The sequence below is a fragment of the Carnobacteriaceae bacterium zg-84 genome (assembly GCA_013874835.1).
Taxonomy (GTDB): domain Bacteria; phylum Bacillota; class Bacilli; order Lactobacillales; family Aerococcaceae; genus WM01.
The window spans coordinates 1,767,383-1,789,192 of the sequence record CP059430.1 but is presented as its reverse complement, the minus strand read 5'-3'; the positions used below and the strand labels follow the sequence as shown (position 1 = coordinate 1,789,192).

Below are 21,810 nucleotides of genomic sequence, written 5' to 3'. Positions count from 1 at the left end.
AAAAGGAGTACATGATGATGTACTCCTTTTAAACGTCCGTAAAATATCTTGTATTTTAAATAAACGATATTGTATAATATTTTCTGGAAAGCGAGTTAATTGATGAAACAGAGTAAATCATTAGCGTTAAGTGTTCGTGAATGGGATGTTGTCACGAAACGAAATGAGTATCATGCGACTAATGATTGCGTCCGCTGTTTACCATACAAATAGGTAAACACTGTTTAGATGCTTTTACATCTTATAGAGGAGGTTTACCGTATGGTAAAACACATAAAATGGGTGCCGTTAAGCATTATTCTCACGGTATCGGCATTGATTGCTTACGTTAACCCTTTAAATATGACACTAGAACAAAGTCTTTTATTTTCTAGTTTGATATGTTCTGCTGCTCTTTGGGCAACGGAGGCAGTACATAAAAGTTTAGCATGTCTATTTTTTTTGATTATGGTCGCTATATTCGGAAAAACAAATATGGTTGATATGATTAGTTTTGTATGGTCAGATACGAATATCTTGATTATGACGACAATGCTTTTATCAGTAGGTATAATGAATACTGGTATTGTGCATCAATATGTTGAAAAGATTTTTAAGAAAAGTGCAACGAATAAGATTGCACTGCTTAGTGTACCGTATTTATTCGGGCTACTATTTGTATTTCTTGTTCCCCAAGCATTTGCGAGAGTGATTATCATTGGAACAATTTTGAATGGATTACTTGTGGCAAAAACACCACAGGAAGAACGAGCGAAACAAGCTATTATTTTTAACGGATTTATCGGTGTTGTTATGACGTATATGTTTTTTAACAATGGTGATATTGTACTTAACCAAGCAGCACTGACGTTTGCCGGAGAGCATGTCAAGCAACGACTGACATTTGAGCATTGGTTTGCATTGATGTCAGTTCCAACACTAATAGCGTCTATTGTAACGATTGTGACTGTCTATATCGTGTTTAAAAATGACTTATCTTATTTCCATTTAGGTATGATTGCACCAACAAAGCAAAATGAAAAACAAATACCAAAAAGAAATCAATCCATTGTTTTATTGACAATGGTGGCGATTATTTTTTGTTGGATGACGTATAGATGGCACTCTATTCCTGCATTTATTCCAGCTGTAGCAGGCGTTTTGGTAATGTATGGGGGACGTGTTATTAGTATAAAAGATTTAAAAGCGATAAATCCACATTTTGTGTTATTTTTAATGACCGTATTTAGTATTGGAAAAGTACTAGGACAAAGTGGCATTACGGCTGTTATTTTTCAAACATTGAAGCAGTTTATTCCAGTTGAACAGTCTAATATATACTTGTTAATGATTGCTTTACTTGTCATGGTTTTACATTTGTGTATTGGTTCATCTGTGGCAACAATGTCGGTAGTACTACCAATTCTATTACCACTTACACAAGAAGTAGGGTATCGACCTGAAATCATAACATTGATGACGTATATTATTGTCAATATTCATTTCTTATTACCATTTCATCAAGCAACGGTCATGATTGGAACGGCAAAGCAATACTATTCTGAAAAGTATATGCTACGTTTTGGAATGGCGATGACAGTCGTGACATTTATTTTACTGGCATTTGTTTATATGATATGGTGGAAAATAGTGCATATTTTATAAAAAACAGATACAACATCATTGCGATGCTGTATCTGTTTTTAATGTATCGAATAAATAGCGCATTGGTTTTTGTAGGACGGGATGAATATAGTGCGGAGCAATATCACACATTGGTTCAAGAACAAATGTGCGTTCTTGAATATAAGGATGAGGGACAATTAAATTGGATTCATAAATGATTTGATTATCGTAGAACAAAATATCAATATCAATTGTCCGTGGTCCCCAGTGTATGTGTCGTTCACGTCCTAACTCTAACTCAATATTTTGTAAGTGTTGTAGTAATGTTTGTGGTTCATAAAAGGTTTCGATTTCGATAACTTGGTTTAAAAAGTCAGGTTGGTCTGTTAAGCCCCATGCTTTTGTGCGATACAAAGAAGAAAGTTTTGTTACTTTTATGTACGCATTATTTAATTTTTGTATAGCTGTTTCTAAAAGTACTTGTGAGTCACCAATGTTTGATCCTAAACTTAAAAAAGCACGATGTCTTTTTCTGACAATATCAACATAGACGCTCTCCACAGGTAGAGTGATAGGAGCCCATGGTTTTTTAACACGTACATGTGCTTCATCAACGATTGGATATGTCGATAAAATAAAGTGTGCAATCTTTTCTGCACATGTTTCAATTAAATCATACGACTGTTGCTGAAATAATGTTGTGATATGTTGTGCGAGTTCTCCATAATGAACAGAGGCTGTTAAATCATTCGATAAAGCCGCACGTTGTGTGGATAAACCTAGTTTTAAATCTAAATAAAATTTTTGTCCGAGTGTTTTTTCTTCTTGAAAAACACCATGATTGGCAAAAATGAGTAAGTCGGATACGACAATATAATCCATAATATGCTCCTTTAAAAATGGCTAAATGAAAAGTCAGTGAAAAAACATCATCATGATGTTTTTTCACTGAGAGTGTTATAGTCCCATTAATTTATAAACTTCTTGTTTTAATGTTGTATCTGTTTCAAAAATCCCACGACTAATAGAAGTCACAGTAGATGTTCCGGGACGTTTGACGCCACGCATATTCATACACATGTGCTCTGCTTCAATAACGACTAAAGCACCGGATGCATTTAAATATTCCATAATTGCTTCGGCGATCTCTAAGTTTAATCGTTCTTGTAATTGTGGTTTTTTGGCATAAACATCAACTGTACGTGCTAATTTAGAAAGCCCTGCAACACGACCAGTTGGCATGTAGGCAATGTGAACCTTCCCCCAGAATGGTAAGAAGTGATGTTCACACATTGAATAAAATGGAATATTTTTTTCAATGACGACACTACTATCAACCAATTCAAATGTTTTTGATAAATGATGTTCAGCTGTTTGGTTTAGACCACTAAAAATTTCTTCATACATACGTGCAACTCGTTGAGGTGTTTCGAGAAGTCCTTCTCTGGTTGGGTCTTCTCCCACGGCTTCAATAATCATTTTAACGGCTTCTTCAATTTTTTGTTTGTCCATTTTATACCTCGTTGTTTGATATTACACCTCATTTTATCAAACTAAAAAAAGCAAGTCAATGAAGGGTTGACAAATCTTTTATAGAGCGATAAACTGATAGTAACGCTAAACATTAAACTATATTTTTATAGAATAATTTAGTTTCTCCTGTAAAAAGTTGCGGATATTTTCCGCAACTTTTTCGTTTTTTCTTTATTCATTTAAGTCAAAGTCGGTTTCTAATTTTTGAATGAGCGCTCGTAAAATATCTTTATTAACAAGATATTTGATAGGTTGCTCTTGCGAATGTTCATCGTTTTGAAAAATCAATAATAAATTAGAAGCTAGTTTATTTGTGTGATAGGAAACAGCAGCACTGGTCATTTTAAGTGTTTCGGCAATGTCTTTTGTTTTTGTGCCTTTTGATAGTGCTAACATCACTTTATAGCGTGTTGCATCACCTAATATTTTAGCAAGTTCGTGAAATGTATCATCATCTAATTGTTCATTAGCTGTGTTTAATAATTCTACCATGCGTGTCCCAATGAGTAGAATTGCTGGTTTATTTGATAAAGTATCTCTCCCGTTAAATAAAAAATAGGCGAAAAAGGGAGATAAAACACAAACGGTACAGGTGTCTTTTTTTGTGTCGTGATTTAATAATTGATTGTCAAAAATAGGAATTTGATTGATTAACGCTTCAGCAGTTGTTAGAGATGAACCGAAATTTGTGCGTTCTTCTTGCATTTGTTGATAAAAAGGATCATAAATCGTTTCGATTTTTAGAAGTAAATCGCATAATTGGTCAATCATTTCTTTAGGTTGATACAGTATGTTTGTGAGTTTCCATTTATCTGAATCAGATAATGCGTCAGCTGCTTGTGTAATCAGTCGATAAACATCTTCTATGGTATTTTGTTTTTTTATTTTTCCTTCATGGAATAAATATGCTAGTCCCTCAATAATCTGTTCGCTTGATAAGGTACGTAGAATATTTAATCCTTCAGTAAATGTTTGTACGGTTTCTGGTACATATACATTAAATAAGTGTAATGCAATTTTAGGAAGATTTTTGAAATAGAATTTTTTAATATCGCTTTTCAAAGGTTGTAGACATTCTAGCACATCATCTGTTTTTATAGGAAGATTACTTAATAAAATATCTTTTTGTTTGACGCTTAAGAGTGTTTCTTCGTCAATAAGTAATTCGGGTAAACAACAAATTTCAATAAATTTACTATAAAGTGGATAATAATGTAATTGCATGGTATCGATCCTTACTTTTTATTTTTCTTCTATTGTATCAAATTTTGCATAAAGTAGAATATATAATACTAATAATAAAGAAAATCCTAATAAAGTCCACACGATAATGTAAGGTGGGATAAATGTAATGAGTGTTGACACGGTTACACCAAGAACTAAATACCCAGATTGTAGAGCGGTTCCTAGTCCTCCTAGTGTTGTTGCCAATGAATCTTTGGGTAGAGAATTAAGTATAATGGCACTAAATTTTGGGTTTAATGCACTTGATAATAAACCTACTAACATAAGACCAAAAACAACAATATAAATATTTCCCAATCCGAATCCTAAGTATACGATAACGGGTGAGATAGTGGCACATTTTAAAAGAGTGGTTAATGACGTATTTTTTAAAAGTGTCATACCTAATACACTACCGATGATACCTGAAATGGTGATGCTTGTTGACATAATGACTAAAGTTGTTTGTGAGTTAATGATAAAAAAGTTTGGTAAATCGTGAATATAGCGTAACATGAGTGTGTTTACTGATGAAAACACGGCATTTAAGAAAATAGCAATGATACAAGTTTTAAAAACGATAGGTAAACTTTTTACATTTTCATAGGCTGTTTTTAAATTATTGAAAAAATGTGATTTATCTTTTGTAGAGTGACTTACTTCTTTTGGGACGAGTTTGTTTAATGGTTTATAAATACTTAACATAATAAGTGCAGATACTAAAAATGTGCCGGCATTAATAAACGCAATGTGTTGATAAGAAAACCAGGTAATAAATAGACCACCCAATGACAAAAATCCGATACGACTTACTTGAGAGATAGCTTGTCTAAAAGACATGGCTTGTTCACGGTCTTCGTCTGAGATGATGTAGATAGAAATAGGTGTAAAAAGTCCTGATTCGTACTGTCCAGAAATATCAGAAAAGAAGTTCAAAATAGCAACAATGATAACAATCCATAAAGCTGGTTGAAAGCCCATTAGTATACCGACAATGGAGTAAATCATTACTCTAAAAAACAGTGTTGCTAAAATGGTGTTTAGTTTGTATTTTGTTTTATCTGCCCAGTAGCCTGTAAAAACTTCGGCTAGCGTTGGTAAAAGTTCTGAGATGGAAATTGCTGAGATAGCAAGTGTTGCATCGGGTAGAACTAATACATAGTTCATCAGTGCCAAGTAAAAGAGTGTATCTCCGAAATTGGATAATAAATCTGCTGTGAAACTTGTCATGAATAGTTTGTTTTGTAAAATACGTTTCATATTAAAAAACTCCTTAATAAAAAATTAAACATTTATTTAACAAGAGTATAACTCTAAGAAGTAATTAAGTCAACGTTTAATTTTTGTTAAGCGAGTTTTTAATTATAAATAGGTAAAATATCTACTGTTGAATAATTTCTTGATAAGATTTATAGGCATGAGGTGCTTCGTCGAGTGTGGACATATTCATAGCAGTTGTGACAATAGATGCTATTTATTTTATAAGGATGATTTTTTCACTTAGCTACATGTAGTTGTTTATCTGCACCGCGAGGAGTGGAACAATTCCAGTCTTTGTTGCCCAAATTCTACAATTGAAAGAACCGTCTTTCATATTGAGTGGACTAATTAAATGTTCGTTTAATATCGCTGAGGGTGTTCCTTTCTTATCATATATTATAAGAAAGTATTGCACTGACGTGTGAAAGCGTCAGTGCAATACTTCTTGCTATTTATTGAGTATTTTGCTTGTTTGTAATGAATAGTCGAATACGTTCCATACTTTCTTTTAAAATATCCATACTTGTTGCATAACTAATGCGTATGTAGTTTTCGCCACCTTTTCCAAAAACAGATCCTGGGATAACACCGACTTTTCCATGAACGGCTAATTCACGTGCAAATGTTTTGTCGTCCATATTCAAGTGTTGTGGAATACGTGGGAATACATAAAATGCACCGTCTGGAGAAGCGACATCAAATCCCATGTTGGATAGTTCTTTGACGATAAAATCACGTCGTTCTTGGTATGCTTGTTTCATCATTGCAATAACGGCATCTCCGTCATTGAACGCTGTGGCTGCAGCAATATGGGCAAACTGAGATCCAACAGGCGTGCTAGATTGATGTGCTTTAAAAATAGGTGTAAATAAATCAGGAGGGCAAGCGATAAATCCAATGCGCCAACCTGTCATAGCATACGTCTTTGAGGCACCATTTAAGAGTATTGTTCGGTGTGGTAAATAACGAGCGATTGAATCATGTTTTTGATCGTAAACAAGTTCGCTATAAATTTCATCACTAATCACAATTAAATCTAATTCGTCTGCTGTTTTAGCGAATGTTTTTAAATCTTCGGGACTATATGTGACACCAGTTGGATTTGAAGGATAATTTAAAATAACCACTTTTGCATTTGGGTGATTGATTTTTGCTTGCCTTAAAGCCTCTGGTGTTAAAATAAATTGTGTGTGAGAGGTATCCACTGTCACGACTTCACCGTGATTGATAAGTGTGCATAATTCATATTGTGGAAAAGCAGGTGTTGGAATAATAACGGCATCTCCAGGGCTGATGAGTGCTTGTAAAACAGCGGCAAGTCCTTGAGATTCCCCAGTTGTAACGATAATATGAGAAGTATCATAAGATAAATCATATCGACGTTTTAAAAAGTGAACAAAAGCGTCGATAAGAACAGGCATACCTTTTGATGATGAGTAACCATTAAATCCATCATCAATAGCTTTTTTCCCAGCCTCTTTAATAAAATCAGGTACATCAAAATCAGGTGCACCAATGGTTAATAAATGAATGCCTTCTGTTTTTGCAAATAGTTCGTTATATGCCAAAATTTCTGAAGGGACAATTTTTTCTAATGCGATATTTGTCATTACAATTCCTCACTTTCATATCTTAAGAATACTTTAAAAAGATATTTAGTACAAGGTTTTTTTCATAAACGTTTCATTTTTTCTTAGGTCATAAAAGGAAGCTAATTTTAAAGCAAATATCTATTTCAATAACACGCAAAAAGCTTGAAAGCAACTCGTTGAATATGTTGCTTTCAAGTCTTTGCTATTTAAAAAGTATACATATTTTTTCCGGCCCACTATGATGGTATCGTCTTTGTACTTAGAGTGATGAAATACTTTTTTCCATGTGATAATAAAGATGCCCTAAAAAATCTATTTCATAAACTGTTGAAAAACCAAGACGTTCGTACAGTTTTTTTGCTTGAAGATTATCTTGTTCGCAATTTAAACCAACGCGTTGATAAGGAGCGACGATGTCTTTTAATACATCAAAAAATGCTGAAGCAATCCCTTGTCCACGATAATTTGAATGAACAACTAAAGAGTCTAAATACCATTCATTGTCGTGACTTTCACGATTACTTTCGTATTGACGTATGTTTAGGTGAGGAAAATGTGCATCAATAAAGGTATGAAAATGTTCATCAAATTGTCTTTCGTCTTGACCGGCATATCCATATAATACGCCAATAATTTGATTTTCTTTTTCGTAAACCCACGCATTTTTGTAACTAAATTTTGCGTGTTCGTCCGCTAAAATATGTAACATTGTTTTTTGAAAAGTATCCTTATCTAGTAGACGTAGCAATGGATAATTCATATCTTCCCAAATAATATATATCAATGGATAAATGGCATCAATATCTTGTTTCGTTGCTTTTCGTATCATTATAAACCTCCGTTCATACTTTTATTATATCTTATTTATAAAAAAATGTTATAATGTAATGAATAAAAAGCGGAGGTGTAGTGATGACAACAAAAGATAAATGGATGAGTACGATTTGGCTTATACTTTGCTTTTTTGTATTACAAGGCTTTATTTCTGTTCTTTTAGTTACAAGTTTTACTATAGACTGGTTTATGGCTCAAGCGATAGCACAAATGATTATATTTCCTTTGATGTTGAAGATTATGTCTTGTTACCGTATGGAACATTTTAAATTTTCTTCGATAACACTAAAAAATATTGGCTGGATGTTGCTTATAGGTATTGTGTGCCATTTTTTGACAGGCTATATCGTTGAATTGTTGCCTAAAGAAACATTAGTTAATCAAGAGTCGATTGAAACATTGGCGACAAAATCTAGTGAAGTATCTATTTTTTTAGCTGTTGTGATGATGGGACCTATTATAGAAGAACTATTATTTAGAAGTTTATTTATTCAAAATATTTTTAAAAATAAAAAATGGATTGGTTTTTTAGTGGCAACCACCTTATTTGCTTTAGCACATGCGGGTGTGACCGTAACCTCTTTTGTGACTTATTTTATGTTAGGTATACCGATGGGGCTTATTTTAATCAAAACAAAATCATTAGAGTGTGCTATATTGTGGCATCTCATCAATAATTTGCTAGCTGTATCCGTTATGTTTGGCTGGATTAGGTAGAATATGAAATGGAGTAAAACATGATTGTTGTAGAAAATTTATCATATGCATATAAAAAAGAAGATGGCACAAAAGAACATCAAGCGTTAGATAATGTGTCTTTTCACGTAAAAAAAGGAGAATGGGTTGCCATTGTTGGACATAATGGTTCTGGCAAATCAACATTGGCAAAATTATTGAATGGCTTGCTTGTGGCAGATAGTGGAAAAATATGTATTGATAAAACAGAATTATCCCAAGAAACAATTTGGGATATTCGTCAAGGTATGGGTATGGTGTTTCAAAATCCTGACAATCAATTTGTGGGTGCAACGGTGGAAGATGATGTTGCCTTTGGTTTAGAAAATCAAGGTGTACCTAGAGAGGACATGCAACAGCGTGTGGAAGAAGCTTTGGCATTAGTAGGGATGAGTGATTATAAAGATAAAGAACCTGCACGTTTATCGGGAGGACAAAAGCAACGTGTGGCGATTGCTGGTGTTTTAGCGTTGCATCCCAATATTATTATTTTAGATGAAGCGACGGCTATGTTAGACCCTAAAGGGCGTAAACGTGTGATTGATGTTGTACAATCATTACGTCAAACATTGGATATGACGGTTTTATCTATTACGCATGATGTTGAAGAGGCATCTCTTGCTGATAGATTATTCGTGATGAATGGGGGGTGCCTTTTATATGAGGGAACCCCGGCCGACATTTTTGGTACGGTCACAGACATCGAAACATTAGGCTTAGAATTACCGTTTGCAGAAAAAGTAAAACGAGCATTGGCGGAAAATGGGATACGTGTCCCAGAGCAATATATGACATTACAAGAGTTGGAGGAATGGGTATGTCGATTACTTTTGAACAAGTAAACTATATTTATCAACCCGATACACCTTTTACTTATACGGGTTTACAAGATATATCGTTTTCTATTGAAAAAGGCACTTATACAGCAGTTATTGGGCAAACAGGAAGTGGCAAATCGACACTTATTCAACATTTGAATGCTTTATTAAAACCTACTGAGGGAATGGTGAGCATTGAGCAATATACAATAACAAATCAGACAAAAGAAAAAAACTTGAAAATGTTACGAAAATTGGTTGGTATTGTATTTCAATTTCCGGAGTCGCAGTTATTTGAAGAAACGGTATTAAAAGATGTAATGTTCGGTCCAATGAATTTTGGAGCTAGTCAGGAAGAGGCTGAACAAAAAGCGAAGCGAGCGTTAAGCATGGTGGGGATTGATGAGAGATTTTTTACGCATTCTCCTTTTGAGTTGTCTGGTGGGCAAATGAGACGTGTGGCGATTGCAGGCATTTTAGCCATTGAACCGGATATATTGGTGCTAGATGAGCCGACGGCTGGATTGGATCCGCGAGGGGCTTTGGAAATGATGACATTATTTGATACATTACATAAAGAATATGGATTAACGATTGTGTTAGTAACGCATCAAATGAATGATGTGGCATTATATGCAGATAATGTTGTTGTTTTAAAACAAGGAAAAATTGAAAAAATGGATACACCAATACGTGTTTTTAGAGATAGAGAGTGGTTGAAAAATCAAGAAATTGATACTCCTCAAGCTATGGCGTTTGTGCAATCTTTAAGACATAGAGGGTGTGATGTGGAAGATGTTTTAACTTTTTCCGATTTAATTGATGTACTAACGAAAGCATTAGGAGGTCGTTCATGTTAGACAATGTGATATTGGGTAGATATATTCCGGGAAATTCACGCATTCATCGACTTGATTCACGTGCAAAATTATTGGGAACGATTTTCTTTTTGATGATTGTTTTTCAAGCTAACACCATTTATGATTATCTTTTATTGAGTATGTGTTTACTGTTAACAGTTAAATTATCAGAGGTTTCTTTTTCTTTTTTTTGGAGAGGAATTCGTCCGATGTTGTGGATTATTTTAGTGACAGCTAGTTTACAAATATTCTTATTACAAGAGGGAGATATTCTTTTTTCTTTCTCTTTTGTGAGTGTAACAACACTTGGTATTTGGAATGCATTGTTTGTGACGTTTCGATTTATGTTAATTATTGGTGCAGCGACTGTCCTATCATTAACAACTAATCCACTTATGCTGGCAGATGCCATTGAACGTTTAATTCGTCCTTTGAAAAAAATCGGTGTGCCTGTTGAAGAAATTGCGTTGATTATGTCGATTGCAATGCGATTTGTGCCAACGATTTTAGATGAAACCAAAACGATTATGAATGCACAGCGCTCAAGAGGTGTGGATTTTAATGAGGGTAGTTTTATCAAGCGTATTAGGGCGGTTATTCCAATTTTAATTCCTTTATTTGCAGTACAGTTACGACGTGCTGATGAATTAGCCAATGCTATGGAAGCTAGGGGATACCAAGGTGGTGAAAACCGTAGTAAATATCGACAGTTACAATGGGCAGCTCGTGATACATTCCTTTTTGTTTTGTTAATAGTTCTTAATATTATTGTATTATGTATATAGGTCATTGCACATGATTTCAATGAAAATTGTATTCAAAAGAAAAAATAGAGAAAATTCGGCAGAATAAGAAATATCGTAAATAATTAAAGTATTTGTGTGGTATGTATAATCGTTTTGTAGGTCAAAGTTCGTATTGCTTTGTTTCTTGATAGTCGATAAGTATATGTGACATACATATTTCATAAGATATTTGAGAACGGATTTTTTAATATAAAAGTGTTTTAAGAAAGTATTTATTTTTTAGTATATGTAATCTTTTATACTTTTAAGATTGGCGTTATTTTAGATTAAATGGCTCAAGTTTTTGAGCTTTTTTATTTAGTCTTGAACGTGTGTAGTGTTTTTCTTCATTTTACACTTTTATTATAGAACTAGATTTTTGTTCATTAAACTGTATTAATAAATAAAGTTGATAGATATAATGTTACATTGATTGATTTTGTGACAATTTTTCTTAGATTTAGTCTTATTACTCATAGGATAATCCTTTTATAATGAATTTTTGATGATGTGTATCGCTTATGAGATATTGTGCCAACTTATATTAAGTTAATTTTTTATAGATTATTATTTATTGTTTGATTGAAAGTGATTTTTTAAAAATATAAGGATTGACAAATTCGTAAGGGGGAGGGTACAATGTTTTAGTCTTATTTATAAAAATTATAGATAAAATAAATTAAAGAAAGGAGAGATTTTATGAAACGATGGATACAGATTTTAGGTATTTTGTGTTTAGTTTTTGGTAGTGTGACTCAAGTAGCACTTGGTTCAGAAGTGTATACACAAAATACGGTCGTTTATCAACATGTGGATATGGCTCAATTATCTAAAGTAGACAAATCCAAAATAGTCTACGCATCTCCTGATTTTTCGGTATATAGTGAAAATGCGCAAGTAGTTCTTGTTTATAAACAAACAGGGGAGTGTGTGGTAACACCAAAACAAAAACTAAGTGTTTTACCACATACAGGCACAAAAGAAGTTACGACAACTTTAATTGTATTAGGTAGTTTATGTTTAATTGGGGCGATTGTATTAGGTAAATGGCAACGTAAACGTTCAAAAATGATTGCGTTATTCTTGATTTTTTCAGGAGCTAATATTGGTTTATTATATACAAATCATGTGTATGCACATAGTTATTTAATGAATAATGTGTCGACAACAGTTCAAAATGGGCGAGTAACACATACACCAGAAAATATTCATGACTGCTATGAGTATGTTGGGTATATTCTTGTGAAACAATACAAGCCATATTATACGACAACAAAAGGTACATGGTCAGTACCGGAAGAGCCATTAAGTTATACATTACCGACACTAAAAATCTCATCAGTACCAGATGAAGCACCAAGCTACGACTTACCGACATTGGAATTGAAGTCGTCAGTACCAAACGAGGCACCAAATTATAGCTTGCCAACGATGAAAATCTCATCGGTGCCGGATGAAGCGCCAAATTATGAGTTGCCAAAATTGGAATTGAAGTCATCGGTACCAAATAAAGCACCAAATTATGAGTTGCCAACTGCGAACCCAGATGATTTTACTACAACAATTTTGAGAACACGTATTAATACAACCGCAACAGAAGAATTCGGTACAGTGGCTCCACCGTGATAAATGTAAAAAGATTGCTATTTTATGAAAGAATAGCAATCTTTTTTATTGGAATTAGTACGGTAGCTTTTTCTTTGATATGAGTTATGTTATACTAGACGGAAGAATAGTTTTTTGGAGAAACGTTTATGAAGAAAATAGCAAAAGGTATGGTAAAAGGATATCAGCACTATATTTCCCCGTTGTTTCCTCCAAGCTGTCGTTACGAACCGACGTGTTCTAACTATGCTTTAGAAGCAATTGAAAAACATGGAGCATTAAAAGGATCACTGATGGCAATGGGTAGAATTTGTCGATGTCATCCTTTTATTAAAGGTGGCGTAGATCCGGTTCCGGATTATTTTACATTAAGAAGAAATCAGTTTAAAGAAGATATATCAAATGGAGGTGCCCAAAATGGAAATGGGAATATTGAAGAACACATTTAAAATGCGACGAGATGTACTTGTTCTCTATGCATTTTTTAGTGTTATTTTATTATTGTTGTGTTTAGTTTGCCAGTATATTAAAGCGTTTTTCAGTACTTATCCGAGTATTTCTTTTATGTTTTTATTTGTACAATTAGTGAGTATTGGACTGATTGTGGCGATGTGGTATATCGCGGTTAGACAGCATCAGAAAACGGGTGTGTTTGAATTTTACGAATTGGGTATAAAAAATAGTAAAACAGAAGAAACGTATTTTTATCATGATATTATTAACTATTCATTTATTCCACAAACAAATAAACAGGCAAAGGCATTAGTGTTTGAAACAGATCAACATGAACAAGTTATTTTATCTGCAATGCTACCTCCTCAGGCTTTTGAATTATTTCAAGAGGATCATACAGCTGTTTGGAAATCATTTGTTCAAGAAGAATTAGAAAATGGGGAAATGTTTTCTGTTGATTTATACGAAGATGTCACATCTTTTAAAATGTCATTAACACCAACGCAAGAGCACGAACTTGTTATTTCTAAAGAGGGTATTGTCTTACATGATGTCTTTTATGAATGGAATGCGTTAAATTGGTATGATGTGTCATGGCATGGTATGTTAGCCATTCAAACGAAAGAGTATAAGGTAATTTTCTTAGAACCAATGACAAGTATATCAAGATACTTTTTATTTATTAGTATACTAGATGAGTTTTTACCGTCTAAAGTTGGGTGATGTGTGTGAAAGATAAAAAATTGATTTATATATTAAGTGGTTTATTACCAATCGTTGTGATGTTTATTGTATACATTTTTTTAGGTGTTTATCCATTTGGTTCAAACACCTTAATGGCGATTGATTTTGCAAGTCAATACATTGACTTGTTTGCTTTCTTTAGAAGAAGTGTTTTATCTTTAGATTTTTCAGGTATTTTTTATTCGTTCTCCAAATCTATTGGTGGAGATATGATGGGTGTGTGGGGATATTACTTGCTTAGCCCATTTAATTTTATTTATGCTTTATTCCCATTTGATGAAATTCGATTGGCAGCGACAGTAACATTGTTATTACGTTATGGTTGTATGGGATTAACATTTTGTCATTTTCTTGTGAAGCGTTATGACGCTTTGAAAAAACGTCCTTTATTAGTACCGACTTTTGCAACTTTGTATGCGTTGTCTGGTTTTGCTGTAGCGTATCAAATGAATCCGTTATGGTATGACGCTTTAGTCTTTTTACCATTGATTATCATGGGGGTTGAGAATGTACTAAGCGGACAAAAAGGGTATAAATATACATTGATATTGGCTGTAATGATGATTTGCCAATATTATATGGCATATATGATTTGTTTGTTTATTATTTTGTATAGCCTATTTTATATGGCGAAAATTTATACAGGAAAAACACTCAAAGAGAAATTAAAATCTTATTTTCTCCCTATTTTAAAATTAGCAGGGTATTCATTTCTTGCTGTGGGTATAAGTTTTGTGTTTTTGTACCCTATTATTCAAAATTTACTCATTAGTAAAGGTACCTATACAGATCCATTTGTTTTTTCTACAAAAATAGAAGCAGATCCGGTATTACTTTTATCAAAATTGATGATTGGAGCATTTGACCATGATCAAATGCCACATGGATTACCGAATATTTATCTTGGTAGTATTGCATTGATAGGCTTTATTTTTTACTTTATGACAAAAGTATTTCGTAAGTCTGAGCGTATAGCTGCTGTTGGTGTTTTTGGTGTGTTTTTATTATCCATGATTTTTAATATGATACATAGAATATGGCATTTAGGGCAAGAGCCAGCGTGGTTTTATCATCGTTTTAGTTTTTTGATTTGCTTCTTTATGGTGTTATTGGCATATCGAGCCATTAGAGAGTGGCAACGAGTGGATTTAGCAGGAGTATGTCTTTCTTCAGGCATCATTATATTAGTGAATGGTATTGTATATCAGTCATCACAATCTTTTATGTCCGTTCCTCAACAAATTTTATCAACACTGTTTTGGATGTTTGTTGTTGTGATGTTCTTTATGAAAGAATATAAATGGTCGAGTATTGTCTTATTGGCAGTAACATGTTTGGAATTAGGTGCTAATGCGTATATTGTACAATCACGAGTAGGGTATGCGGGTGCCTATCGTTTAGAAAATGCACAAAAGACAATAGAGAGTGCGATTGACCCAATTCGTCCACCGAAAACAAATTTTTATCGTATTGAAAAAATATTCCAACGCTCAAATAATGATCCGTTTATGTTTGACTATCCGGGGTTATCTCATTTTAGTTCGAATATGGAAGTTGACACCATGGACTTATTTGATGCGTTAGGTTCATCAGGAGCCAATGCATCAACAAATTATACATCGGGGACACCTTTAACAGATGCGTTATTTGGTATTCGTTATTTAGTCCAAATGAGAAATTTATCAGATGAACAAAAACAAAGTGAATATATTTACAGTTTTTCAAGAGAAACGACGAGAAAAGATCTCTATCAATATTATAATGCTATTTCTGAAACAGATCGTGTACGTGTTTATGAAAATAAACGTTATTTTTCAGTAGGATTTGGCGTTAATGAGGGTTTATTAAATTTAACGCTTGAAGATAATAAACCTGCAGAAAACCAGATGGCTATTTTACAACATCTTTCTGGACAAAGTATTCAATATTTTAAACGTGAGGCATTTAAAGAGATTACACTAGAAAATTTAGAAGCAACCAATCCGAATGATTTAGCTAATTCATCTTTTAAACGATTGGATTTATCAAAACCGGGTAAAATTCGCTATACATTTGTTCCGTCAACGGATAATGCTTATTATTTATCTTTGCCGGGGATGCTTAGTGAGCAACGGTCAGATATGGCAATTTCTTTAAATAAAGCAAATTATGAATATCATGGAATGTTTGATAAGCAGCAACTTTGGAATGTGGCTTACCAACAAAAAAATGTAGAAACCACTTTTGAAATAACCTTTACAAAAGCAAATGAAGTGTCGTTAAGAAATGTTGCCTTGTGGGAAATGGATAATAATGCTGTTGATATTGCGATTGGGCCTAAAACAAAACAAGGAATGACTGTGACAAATTGGGGTAATAACACCATGGAGGGAACGGTTCATTTGACGGATAATAGTACACACCTATTATTTAGTATTCCTTATAGTGAAGGATGGTCTATTTGGGTAGATGATGTTAAAGTACAACCACAAAAAGTTTGGAATAGTTTAATGGCAATTCCAATGGCAAGTGGACAACATCGTATTAAAATGGTCTATGTGCCTAAAGCATTTAGTGTAGGGCTATTGGTAACGGTCGTTTCTTTGGCGATACTAGGTGGCATGATATATGTAGGAGGTAGAAAAAATGAAGCTATACAATACTTTAACAAAGCAAAAAGAAACATTCGTTCCAATAAATGAGGGACAAATCAGCATGTATGTTTGCGGACCTACGGTTTACAATTATATTCATATTGGGAATGCAAGAAGTACGGTAGCTTTTGATACGATTCGTCGTTATTTTGAATATAGAGGCTATGCCGTAAAGTATGTTTCTAATTTTACAGATGTTGATGATAAAATTATTGCCAAAGGGCATGAATTAGGTTTAACACCTAGAGAGGTTGCGGATAAGTTTATTGAGGCGTTTTATGCGGATACATCTTTATTAAATATAAAAAAAGCAACGTTAAATCCACGTGTTATGGACTCTATTGACGATATTATTGCTTTTGTGGAAGAATTGATTGAAAAAGGATTTGCTTATGTTTCTGGTGGAGATGTATATTACCGTACAAGTACGTTTGATGCGTATGGAAAACTAAGTGGACAATCTTTGGAAGATTTAAGAGCGGGTGCTAGTGAACGCACCATTGATGATGAAAAAGATAAAAAAGAAAATCCATTAGATTTTGCCTTATGGAAATCTGCTAAGCAAGGAGAAATTAGTTGGCAGTCACCGTGGGGTGAAGGTAGACCGGGTTGGCATATTGAATGCTCTGTAATGGCGACGAAATATTTATCAAATACGATTGATATTCATGCCGGTGGGCACGATTTAATTTTCCCTCATCATGAAAATGAAATTGCACAATCTGAAGCTAAAACGGGTAAACCATTCGCGAACTATTGGTTACACAATGGATTTGTAACATTCGATGGCGAAAAAATGAGTAAATCTTTGGGGAATTTTGTGTTGGCGCATGATTTGTTAAAACAAGTTAATCCACAGGTGGTACGTTTGTTATTGGCAAGTGCGCATTATAGACATCCTCTTGCTTTCTCAGAAAATATTATCCAAGAGGCAAGTAATAATCTTGAAAAATTAAAACAGGCATATCGAAATTTAGCGCATCGCTTAGAAACAGCAAGTGTAGAAGTAGCTGAAAGCGATGAGGTAATGCGTCAAACGGTGCAATCCCATGAAGAACAATTTGTGATTGAAATGGACGATGACATCAATATTCCAAATGGCTTGACGGTTATTTATCAGCTTGTTAAAGATATGAATATTTATAGCGAAAAAGAACATATCAATCATGATGTTGCGGTATTTGCGTTGGAACGTTTGAAAACATTGGTAAGTATTCTGGGAGTTGAGCTGGAAGAAGAAACACTGTTAGATGATGATATTTTAGCGTTAATTGAAGAACGTCGTGTCGCACGTCAAGAAAAGAACTTTAAACGAAGTGATGAGATACGTGATTATTTAAAAGAACAAGGTATTGTCTTAGATGATACACCTCAAGGTACTCGTTTTAGAAGAATATAGAATACAGGATAAACCGATACTTGAAAAGGTCGGTTTATCCTGTTCTTGTCATAGAATGATGTGCTATAATACATCGAAGAAAGTGAAAGAAAGGAAGATGATATGCAACGTTATAAAGCGATTGTTTCTTATGACGGGACAGACTATGTTGGGTTTCAAAGACAGCTTAATGGAAAGAGCATTCAAGAAGAATTAGAAAAAGCGTTATATAAAATGACAAAAGGGATGTCAATAGGCGTTGTGGCGTCTGGAAGAACAGATTCGGGGGTACACGCAACGGGGCAAGTCATTCATTTTGATTATCCGGCTATTTTGCCCATTCAGCGTATGCAAAAAGCATTGAATAGTTTATTGCCAGAAGATATTCGAATAGATTCAGTTGAAATAATTTCGTCATTATTTCATGCGAGGTATCATACATGTGGAAAACAGTATATGTATCATGTTTCCTTAGGGGAGTATCAATCACCTTTTAAAAAGCGATATGCCTTACACCATCCGTATCGTGTAAATATAGATAAAATGAAACAAGCGTTACAAGATGTTTTGGGTGAACATGATTTTACGAGTTTTTGTTCAACAAAAACAGATAAAGAAAATAAGATACGTTGTGTGACAAAAGCCGATATTGTATACAAGGAAGAGGAACAAGAATTGATTTTTATTTTTGAAGGGAACGGCTTTTTATACAATATGGTTCGTATTTTAGTTGGGACAACGTTACAAATAGGAGATGGATTAAAACCTGTTACGGAACTAAAGCGATTATTAACTGTTAAAAATAGGCAAGAAGCCGGTCCAACAGCAGCTCCGCATGGTTTATATTTGACAAGTGTTTTTTATAAACCAGAAAATCAGTGGTTTCAAACGTATGAAGAAAATAAAGGGATGATGGTAGTTGATACAACTAACTGAATATATAAAAGCAGTGAACGGAGGTCTGAAAACGTCCGTTCACTGCTTTTGTATAATGGAGTATAGCTCCTGTTTATTTAATTTTTTTGTTTTCTTTTTTTATAAATAAAGAATCCTATAACAAGAATAACAATGGCTAATAGTATATATTTAAAAAGACTTGAAAAATGGTCAATATTATCCGCTGCCTCATGCCAACCTGAACCGGCAGCAGAACCAATCCATACCATTAGTATATTCCATAAAAATGTTCCAATTGTTGTATAGAGTGTAAATGGTACTAAATGCATGCGACTTGTACCCGCTGGGATAGAAATTAAACTTCTGACAACGGGAATACAGCGTGTGAATAATACAGTAATTGCACCGTGTTTATTAAACCATGAAATCGCTTTGTCTACATCGGTTCGTTTAAAACCAAAGATTTTACCAATTTTTCCATCAAGAATATTTTCGATAGTTTCTTTTTTTAGTAAAGCGCCTAAACCGTATAAAACAATGGCACCACCTACAGCACCGGCTGTTGCGGATAAAACAACACCCATAAAAGTCATGTTTGTTGTTAGTGTCATAAAACCACCAAATGTTAAAATGATTTCTGACGGAATGGGTGGGAAAATATTTTCCAGAGCAACCAGTAAGAAGATTGCTAGATAACCATGTTGACTCATAAAGTCTGTAATCCAATTTTCCATAATAAAACTCCGTTAGTTGATATTATTTTTGACATAACGTCATTATACTAATAAATGATGAAAAAGTCATTTAAAAATAATACCCCATAAAACTTAAAGTTTTATGGGGTATGGATTAAGCCATTTTTTGATGAATTACTTTTTCGATAATGTAATCGGCTAGATGAATGTTGCGAACGAGTAAAGGGCCGTGGAAGTAACTACAAAAGACATTTTTGTACCGAGCGCCCTCGGTTTTATCTTCGTTATTATTTCCAAAACCTTTTTCGACAATTCCTAAAGGTTGGACATTTTCACCTAAAAAGGTACGTCCATTATGATTTTCATATCCTTCATAAGTAAAGCCGGTTTCTTCATCATAAATGGTAATATCTCCTATATAGCGACCGTCTTGATTAGTAGTATAATAATCAATCGCTCCAATACCTTCTATGCGTTCTCCAACGGCACTTGTGTAATAATGGCCTAAGAGTTGGTATCCTCCGCAAATCGCCACGACAACACCGTTGTTTTCGATATAAGAGATGATAGCGTCTTTTTTGTGTTGAATATCTTTTGAAACAATACGTTGTTCATAATCTTGGCCTCCACCAAAGAAAATGAGGTCGTAGTCGTCGGGATTGAATGGGTCATCTAAACTGACAATGGTTGTGTCGACATTGTATCCGTGTTCTCTTGCTCGCCATTGGAGAATTAACAAATTGCCATTATCGCCATAAGTGTTTAATAGATTGCCATATAAATGACAAATACGAATGGTTTTCATTAGTTGAGTTCTCCTTTCACATATCCTTGTAGAGATAGTTGTTTTCTCAATTCAAGCATTGCTGTGTAGGTTGCCAAAACATTTATATGTTTGGTTGGGGCATGCTTAATGTGCTCTATAATATCTTGTATTGATGCAGCAATAATCATATTTTCTTTTTTAAAACCTGCCACTTCCAAGCGGAGTGACATTTCTTGATGACGTTTTCCTCCGACAACTAATTGTTGGATAGGCATATCTTGTAATTGTTCGTATTGACCGTCCCAAATCCAACTGACATCCTGTCCGTCAGCATAATTGTCATTCAAAACAGAAATCAATGTAAATGGATTTTTTTCAAATTGTAAAATATCCAGAACTTGATTTAAACCTGTTGGATTTTTAATAAGATTAATGAGCAGTGACTTATCGTCAACGTGAATGATTTCTTGTCGACCAAAGACACGTTGGGTTTGTTTAAAGCCTGTTTTTATGTCCTCAACGGAAATACCCATTAAAGAAGCAATGCTGTATGCAGCAAGTGCATTGTAAATATTGTATAAGCCTGAAATGGGTAAGGTAAATGTATGTCCGTCAATATCAAAAACACTTTCTTGTAGTGTCAATAAATCAATATTTGTCACAGCATAATCAAGATTAGGACGCTTAAACTGACAGTTTGGACAATAATACTTTCCTAAATTAGAGTAACTAATCGAGCGATAACGCAATATTTTTTCACAGTTAGGGCATAAAATACCGTCTGTATTGTAGTGTGCTTGTAAATCACTGTCTTCTTGATAATTAAATCCAAAAAAGACACGTTTGTTTGGCAATGAGGCAGAATGAAAAATAGGGCTATCTCCATTTGCTACCACAATCGTTTCTGGTGAGAGCATAATACCGTCTAAAATTTTTTGATAAATGGTATAAATTTCACCAAAACGGTCCATTTGATCTCTGAAAATATTTGTTGTCAAAATGATTTTTGGTTTTAAATGTGGTACAACATAGACTAAATTAGCTTCATCAACTTCAAGTACAGCAATTTTTTTCTCTCCTTTTTTCGCTTTATGTGATAAAAAGGCAGATACAATCCCTTGCTTCATATTAGAACCGGTTGAGTTAGTTAATAGATTTGGGTATTTTTGTTTCAGTGCTTGTACAGTCAGTGCAGTTGTCAATGTTTTACCATTTGTGCCTGTAATAATAATCGTTTCATAATCGTGTGCTAATTCTGACAAGACGTCTTTATCAACAGAAAGTGCTACTTTCCCGGGATAGCTACTACCACTTTTTTTCAAAAGTCGCAATGTTTTTAATGTTGTTTTTCCGATAAAACTAGCCAATTTTCTTTTTAAGTACATAGTAAACC

At 33.9% G+C, this 21,810-nt stretch carries 20 protein-coding genes; 11 read left to right on the top strand and 9 right to left on the bottom strand.

Annotation, left to right across the window (positions count from 1 at the left end):
- Positions 1-261 precede the first annotated feature (261 nt).
- Positions 262-1,644 (top strand): SLC13 family permease, encoded by a 1,383-nt coding sequence (locus tag H1220_08445; protein ID QMI85702.1) that lies wholly within the window; start codon positions 262-264, stop codon positions 1,642-1,644.
- 15 nt (positions 1,645-1,659) lie between these two features.
- Here H1220_08445 and folK read toward each other — a convergent pair whose 3' ends face one another.
- The 6 genes from folK to H1220_08415 form a co-directional block, all read right to left on the bottom strand.
- Positions 1,660-2,487: a 2-amino-4-hydroxy-6-hydroxymethyldihydropteridine diphosphokinase gene (gene folK, locus H1220_08440; GenBank protein QMI85701.1), complete on the bottom strand. Its 828-nt coding sequence runs from the start codon at positions 2,485-2,487 to the stop codon at positions 1,660-1,662.
- A 75-nt stretch (positions 2,488-2,562) separates the two neighbouring features.
- Positions 2,563-3,117, bottom strand: coding sequence for a GTP cyclohydrolase I FolE (folE, locus tag H1220_08435; protein ID QMI85700.1), 555 nt, complete (start codon positions 3,115-3,117; stop codon positions 2,563-2,565).
- A gap of 192 nt (positions 3,118-3,309) precedes the next feature.
- On the bottom strand, positions 3,310-4,362 hold the full coding sequence (locus H1220_08430; GenBank protein QMI85699.1) for a winged helix-turn-helix transcriptional regulator: 1,053 nt from the start codon (positions 4,360-4,362) through the stop codon (positions 3,310-3,312).
- A gap of 18 nt (positions 4,363-4,380) precedes the next feature.
- Positions 4,381-5,622, bottom strand: coding sequence for an MFS transporter (locus H1220_08425; GenBank protein QMI85698.1), 1,242 nt, complete (start codon positions 5,620-5,622; stop codon positions 4,381-4,383).
- A 452-nt stretch (positions 5,623-6,074) separates the two neighbouring features.
- A complete protein-coding gene (locus H1220_08420) occupies positions 6,075-7,232 on the bottom strand; it encodes an aminotransferase class I/II-fold pyridoxal phosphate-dependent enzyme (GenBank protein QMI85697.1) in 1,158 nt (385 codons plus the stop codon).
- A 241-nt stretch (positions 7,233-7,473) separates the two neighbouring features.
- A complete protein-coding gene (locus H1220_08415; protein QMI85696.1) occupies positions 7,474-8,043 on the bottom strand; it encodes a GNAT family N-acetyltransferase in 570 nt (189 codons plus the stop codon).
- An 83-nt stretch (positions 8,044-8,126) separates the two neighbouring features.
- Here H1220_08415 and H1220_08410 point away from each other — a divergent pair, with 83 nt between their 5' ends.
- From H1220_08410 to truA, 10 genes are all read left to right on the top strand, one after another.
- Positions 8,127-8,765 carry a CPBP family intramembrane metalloprotease gene (locus H1220_08410; GenBank protein ID QMI85695.1) on the top strand — a complete coding sequence of 213 codons (639 nt, stop codon included), beginning with the start codon at positions 8,127-8,129 and terminating at the stop codon, positions 8,763-8,765.
- Positions 8,766-8,785: 20 nt separating this feature from the next.
- Positions 8,786-9,625, top strand: a complete 840-nt coding sequence (locus tag H1220_08405) for an energy-coupling factor ABC transporter ATP-binding protein (protein ID QMI85694.1) — start codon at positions 8,786-8,788, stop codon at positions 9,623-9,625.
- Positions 9,601-10,461 (top strand): energy-coupling factor transporter ATPase, encoded by an 861-nt coding sequence (locus H1220_08400; GenBank protein ID QMI85693.1) that lies wholly within the window; start codon positions 9,601-9,603, stop codon positions 10,459-10,461. Before H1220_08405 ends, H1220_08400 begins: the two co-directional genes overlap by 25 nt.
- The gene (locus H1220_08395) at positions 10,455-11,246 is read left to right on the top strand and encodes an energy-coupling factor transporter transmembrane protein EcfT (protein ID QMI85692.1); all 792 of its coding nucleotides are present in this window, start codon (positions 10,455-10,457) and stop codon (positions 11,244-11,246) included. Before H1220_08400 ends, H1220_08395 begins: the two co-directional genes overlap by 7 nt.
- Positions 11,247-11,945: 699 nt before the next feature.
- Complete coding sequence (locus H1220_08390; protein QMI85691.1) at positions 11,946-12,872, top strand: LPXTG cell wall anchor domain-containing protein; 927 nt, start codon at positions 11,946-11,948, stop codon at positions 12,870-12,872.
- Positions 12,873-13,000: 128 nt separating this feature from the next.
- Positions 13,001-13,300, top strand: a complete 300-nt coding sequence (gene yidD / locus H1220_08385) for a membrane protein insertion efficiency factor YidD (protein ID QMI85690.1) — start codon at positions 13,001-13,003, stop codon at positions 13,298-13,300.
- A complete protein-coding gene (locus tag H1220_08380) occupies positions 13,269-14,027 on the top strand; it encodes a hypothetical protein (GenBank protein ID QMI85689.1) in 759 nt (252 codons plus the stop codon). Before yidD ends, H1220_08380 begins: the two co-directional genes overlap by 32 nt.
- 5 nt (positions 14,028-14,032) lie before the next feature.
- Entirely contained in the window at positions 14,033-16,729 is a 2,697-nt protein-coding gene (locus H1220_08375; protein ID QMI85688.1) for a YfhO family protein, read from the top strand.
- Positions 16,674-18,080, top strand: a complete 1,407-nt coding sequence (locus tag H1220_08370; protein QMI85687.1) for a cysteine--tRNA ligase — start codon at positions 16,674-16,676, stop codon at positions 18,078-18,080. The genes H1220_08375 and H1220_08370 overlap by 56 nt, the downstream gene beginning before the upstream one ends.
- Before the next feature lie 102 nt (positions 18,081-18,182).
- Positions 18,183-18,995: a tRNA pseudouridine(38-40) synthase TruA gene (gene truA, locus H1220_08365; GenBank protein ID QMI85686.1), complete on the top strand. Its 813-nt coding sequence runs from the start codon at positions 18,183-18,185 to the stop codon at positions 18,993-18,995.
- A 77-nt stretch (positions 18,996-19,072) separates the two neighbouring features.
- Here the strand turns inward: truA and H1220_08360 are convergent, their stop codons facing one another.
- From H1220_08360 to H1220_08350, 3 genes are all read right to left on the bottom strand, one after another.
- Complete coding sequence (locus H1220_08360; protein ID QMI85685.1) at positions 19,073-19,690, bottom strand: DedA family protein; 618 nt, start codon at positions 19,688-19,690, stop codon at positions 19,073-19,075.
- 115 nt (positions 19,691-19,805) lie between these two features.
- Positions 19,806-20,456 carry an adenosylcobyric acid synthase gene (locus H1220_08355; GenBank protein QMI85684.1) on the bottom strand — a complete coding sequence of 217 codons (651 nt, stop codon included), beginning with the start codon at positions 20,454-20,456 and terminating at the stop codon, positions 19,806-19,808.
- A complete protein-coding gene (locus tag H1220_08350) occupies positions 20,456-21,802 on the bottom strand; it encodes a Mur ligase family protein (protein QMI85683.1) in 1,347 nt (448 codons plus the stop codon). Before H1220_08350 ends, H1220_08355 begins: the two co-directional genes overlap by 1 nt.
- Positions 21,803-21,810 lie beyond the last annotated feature (8 nt).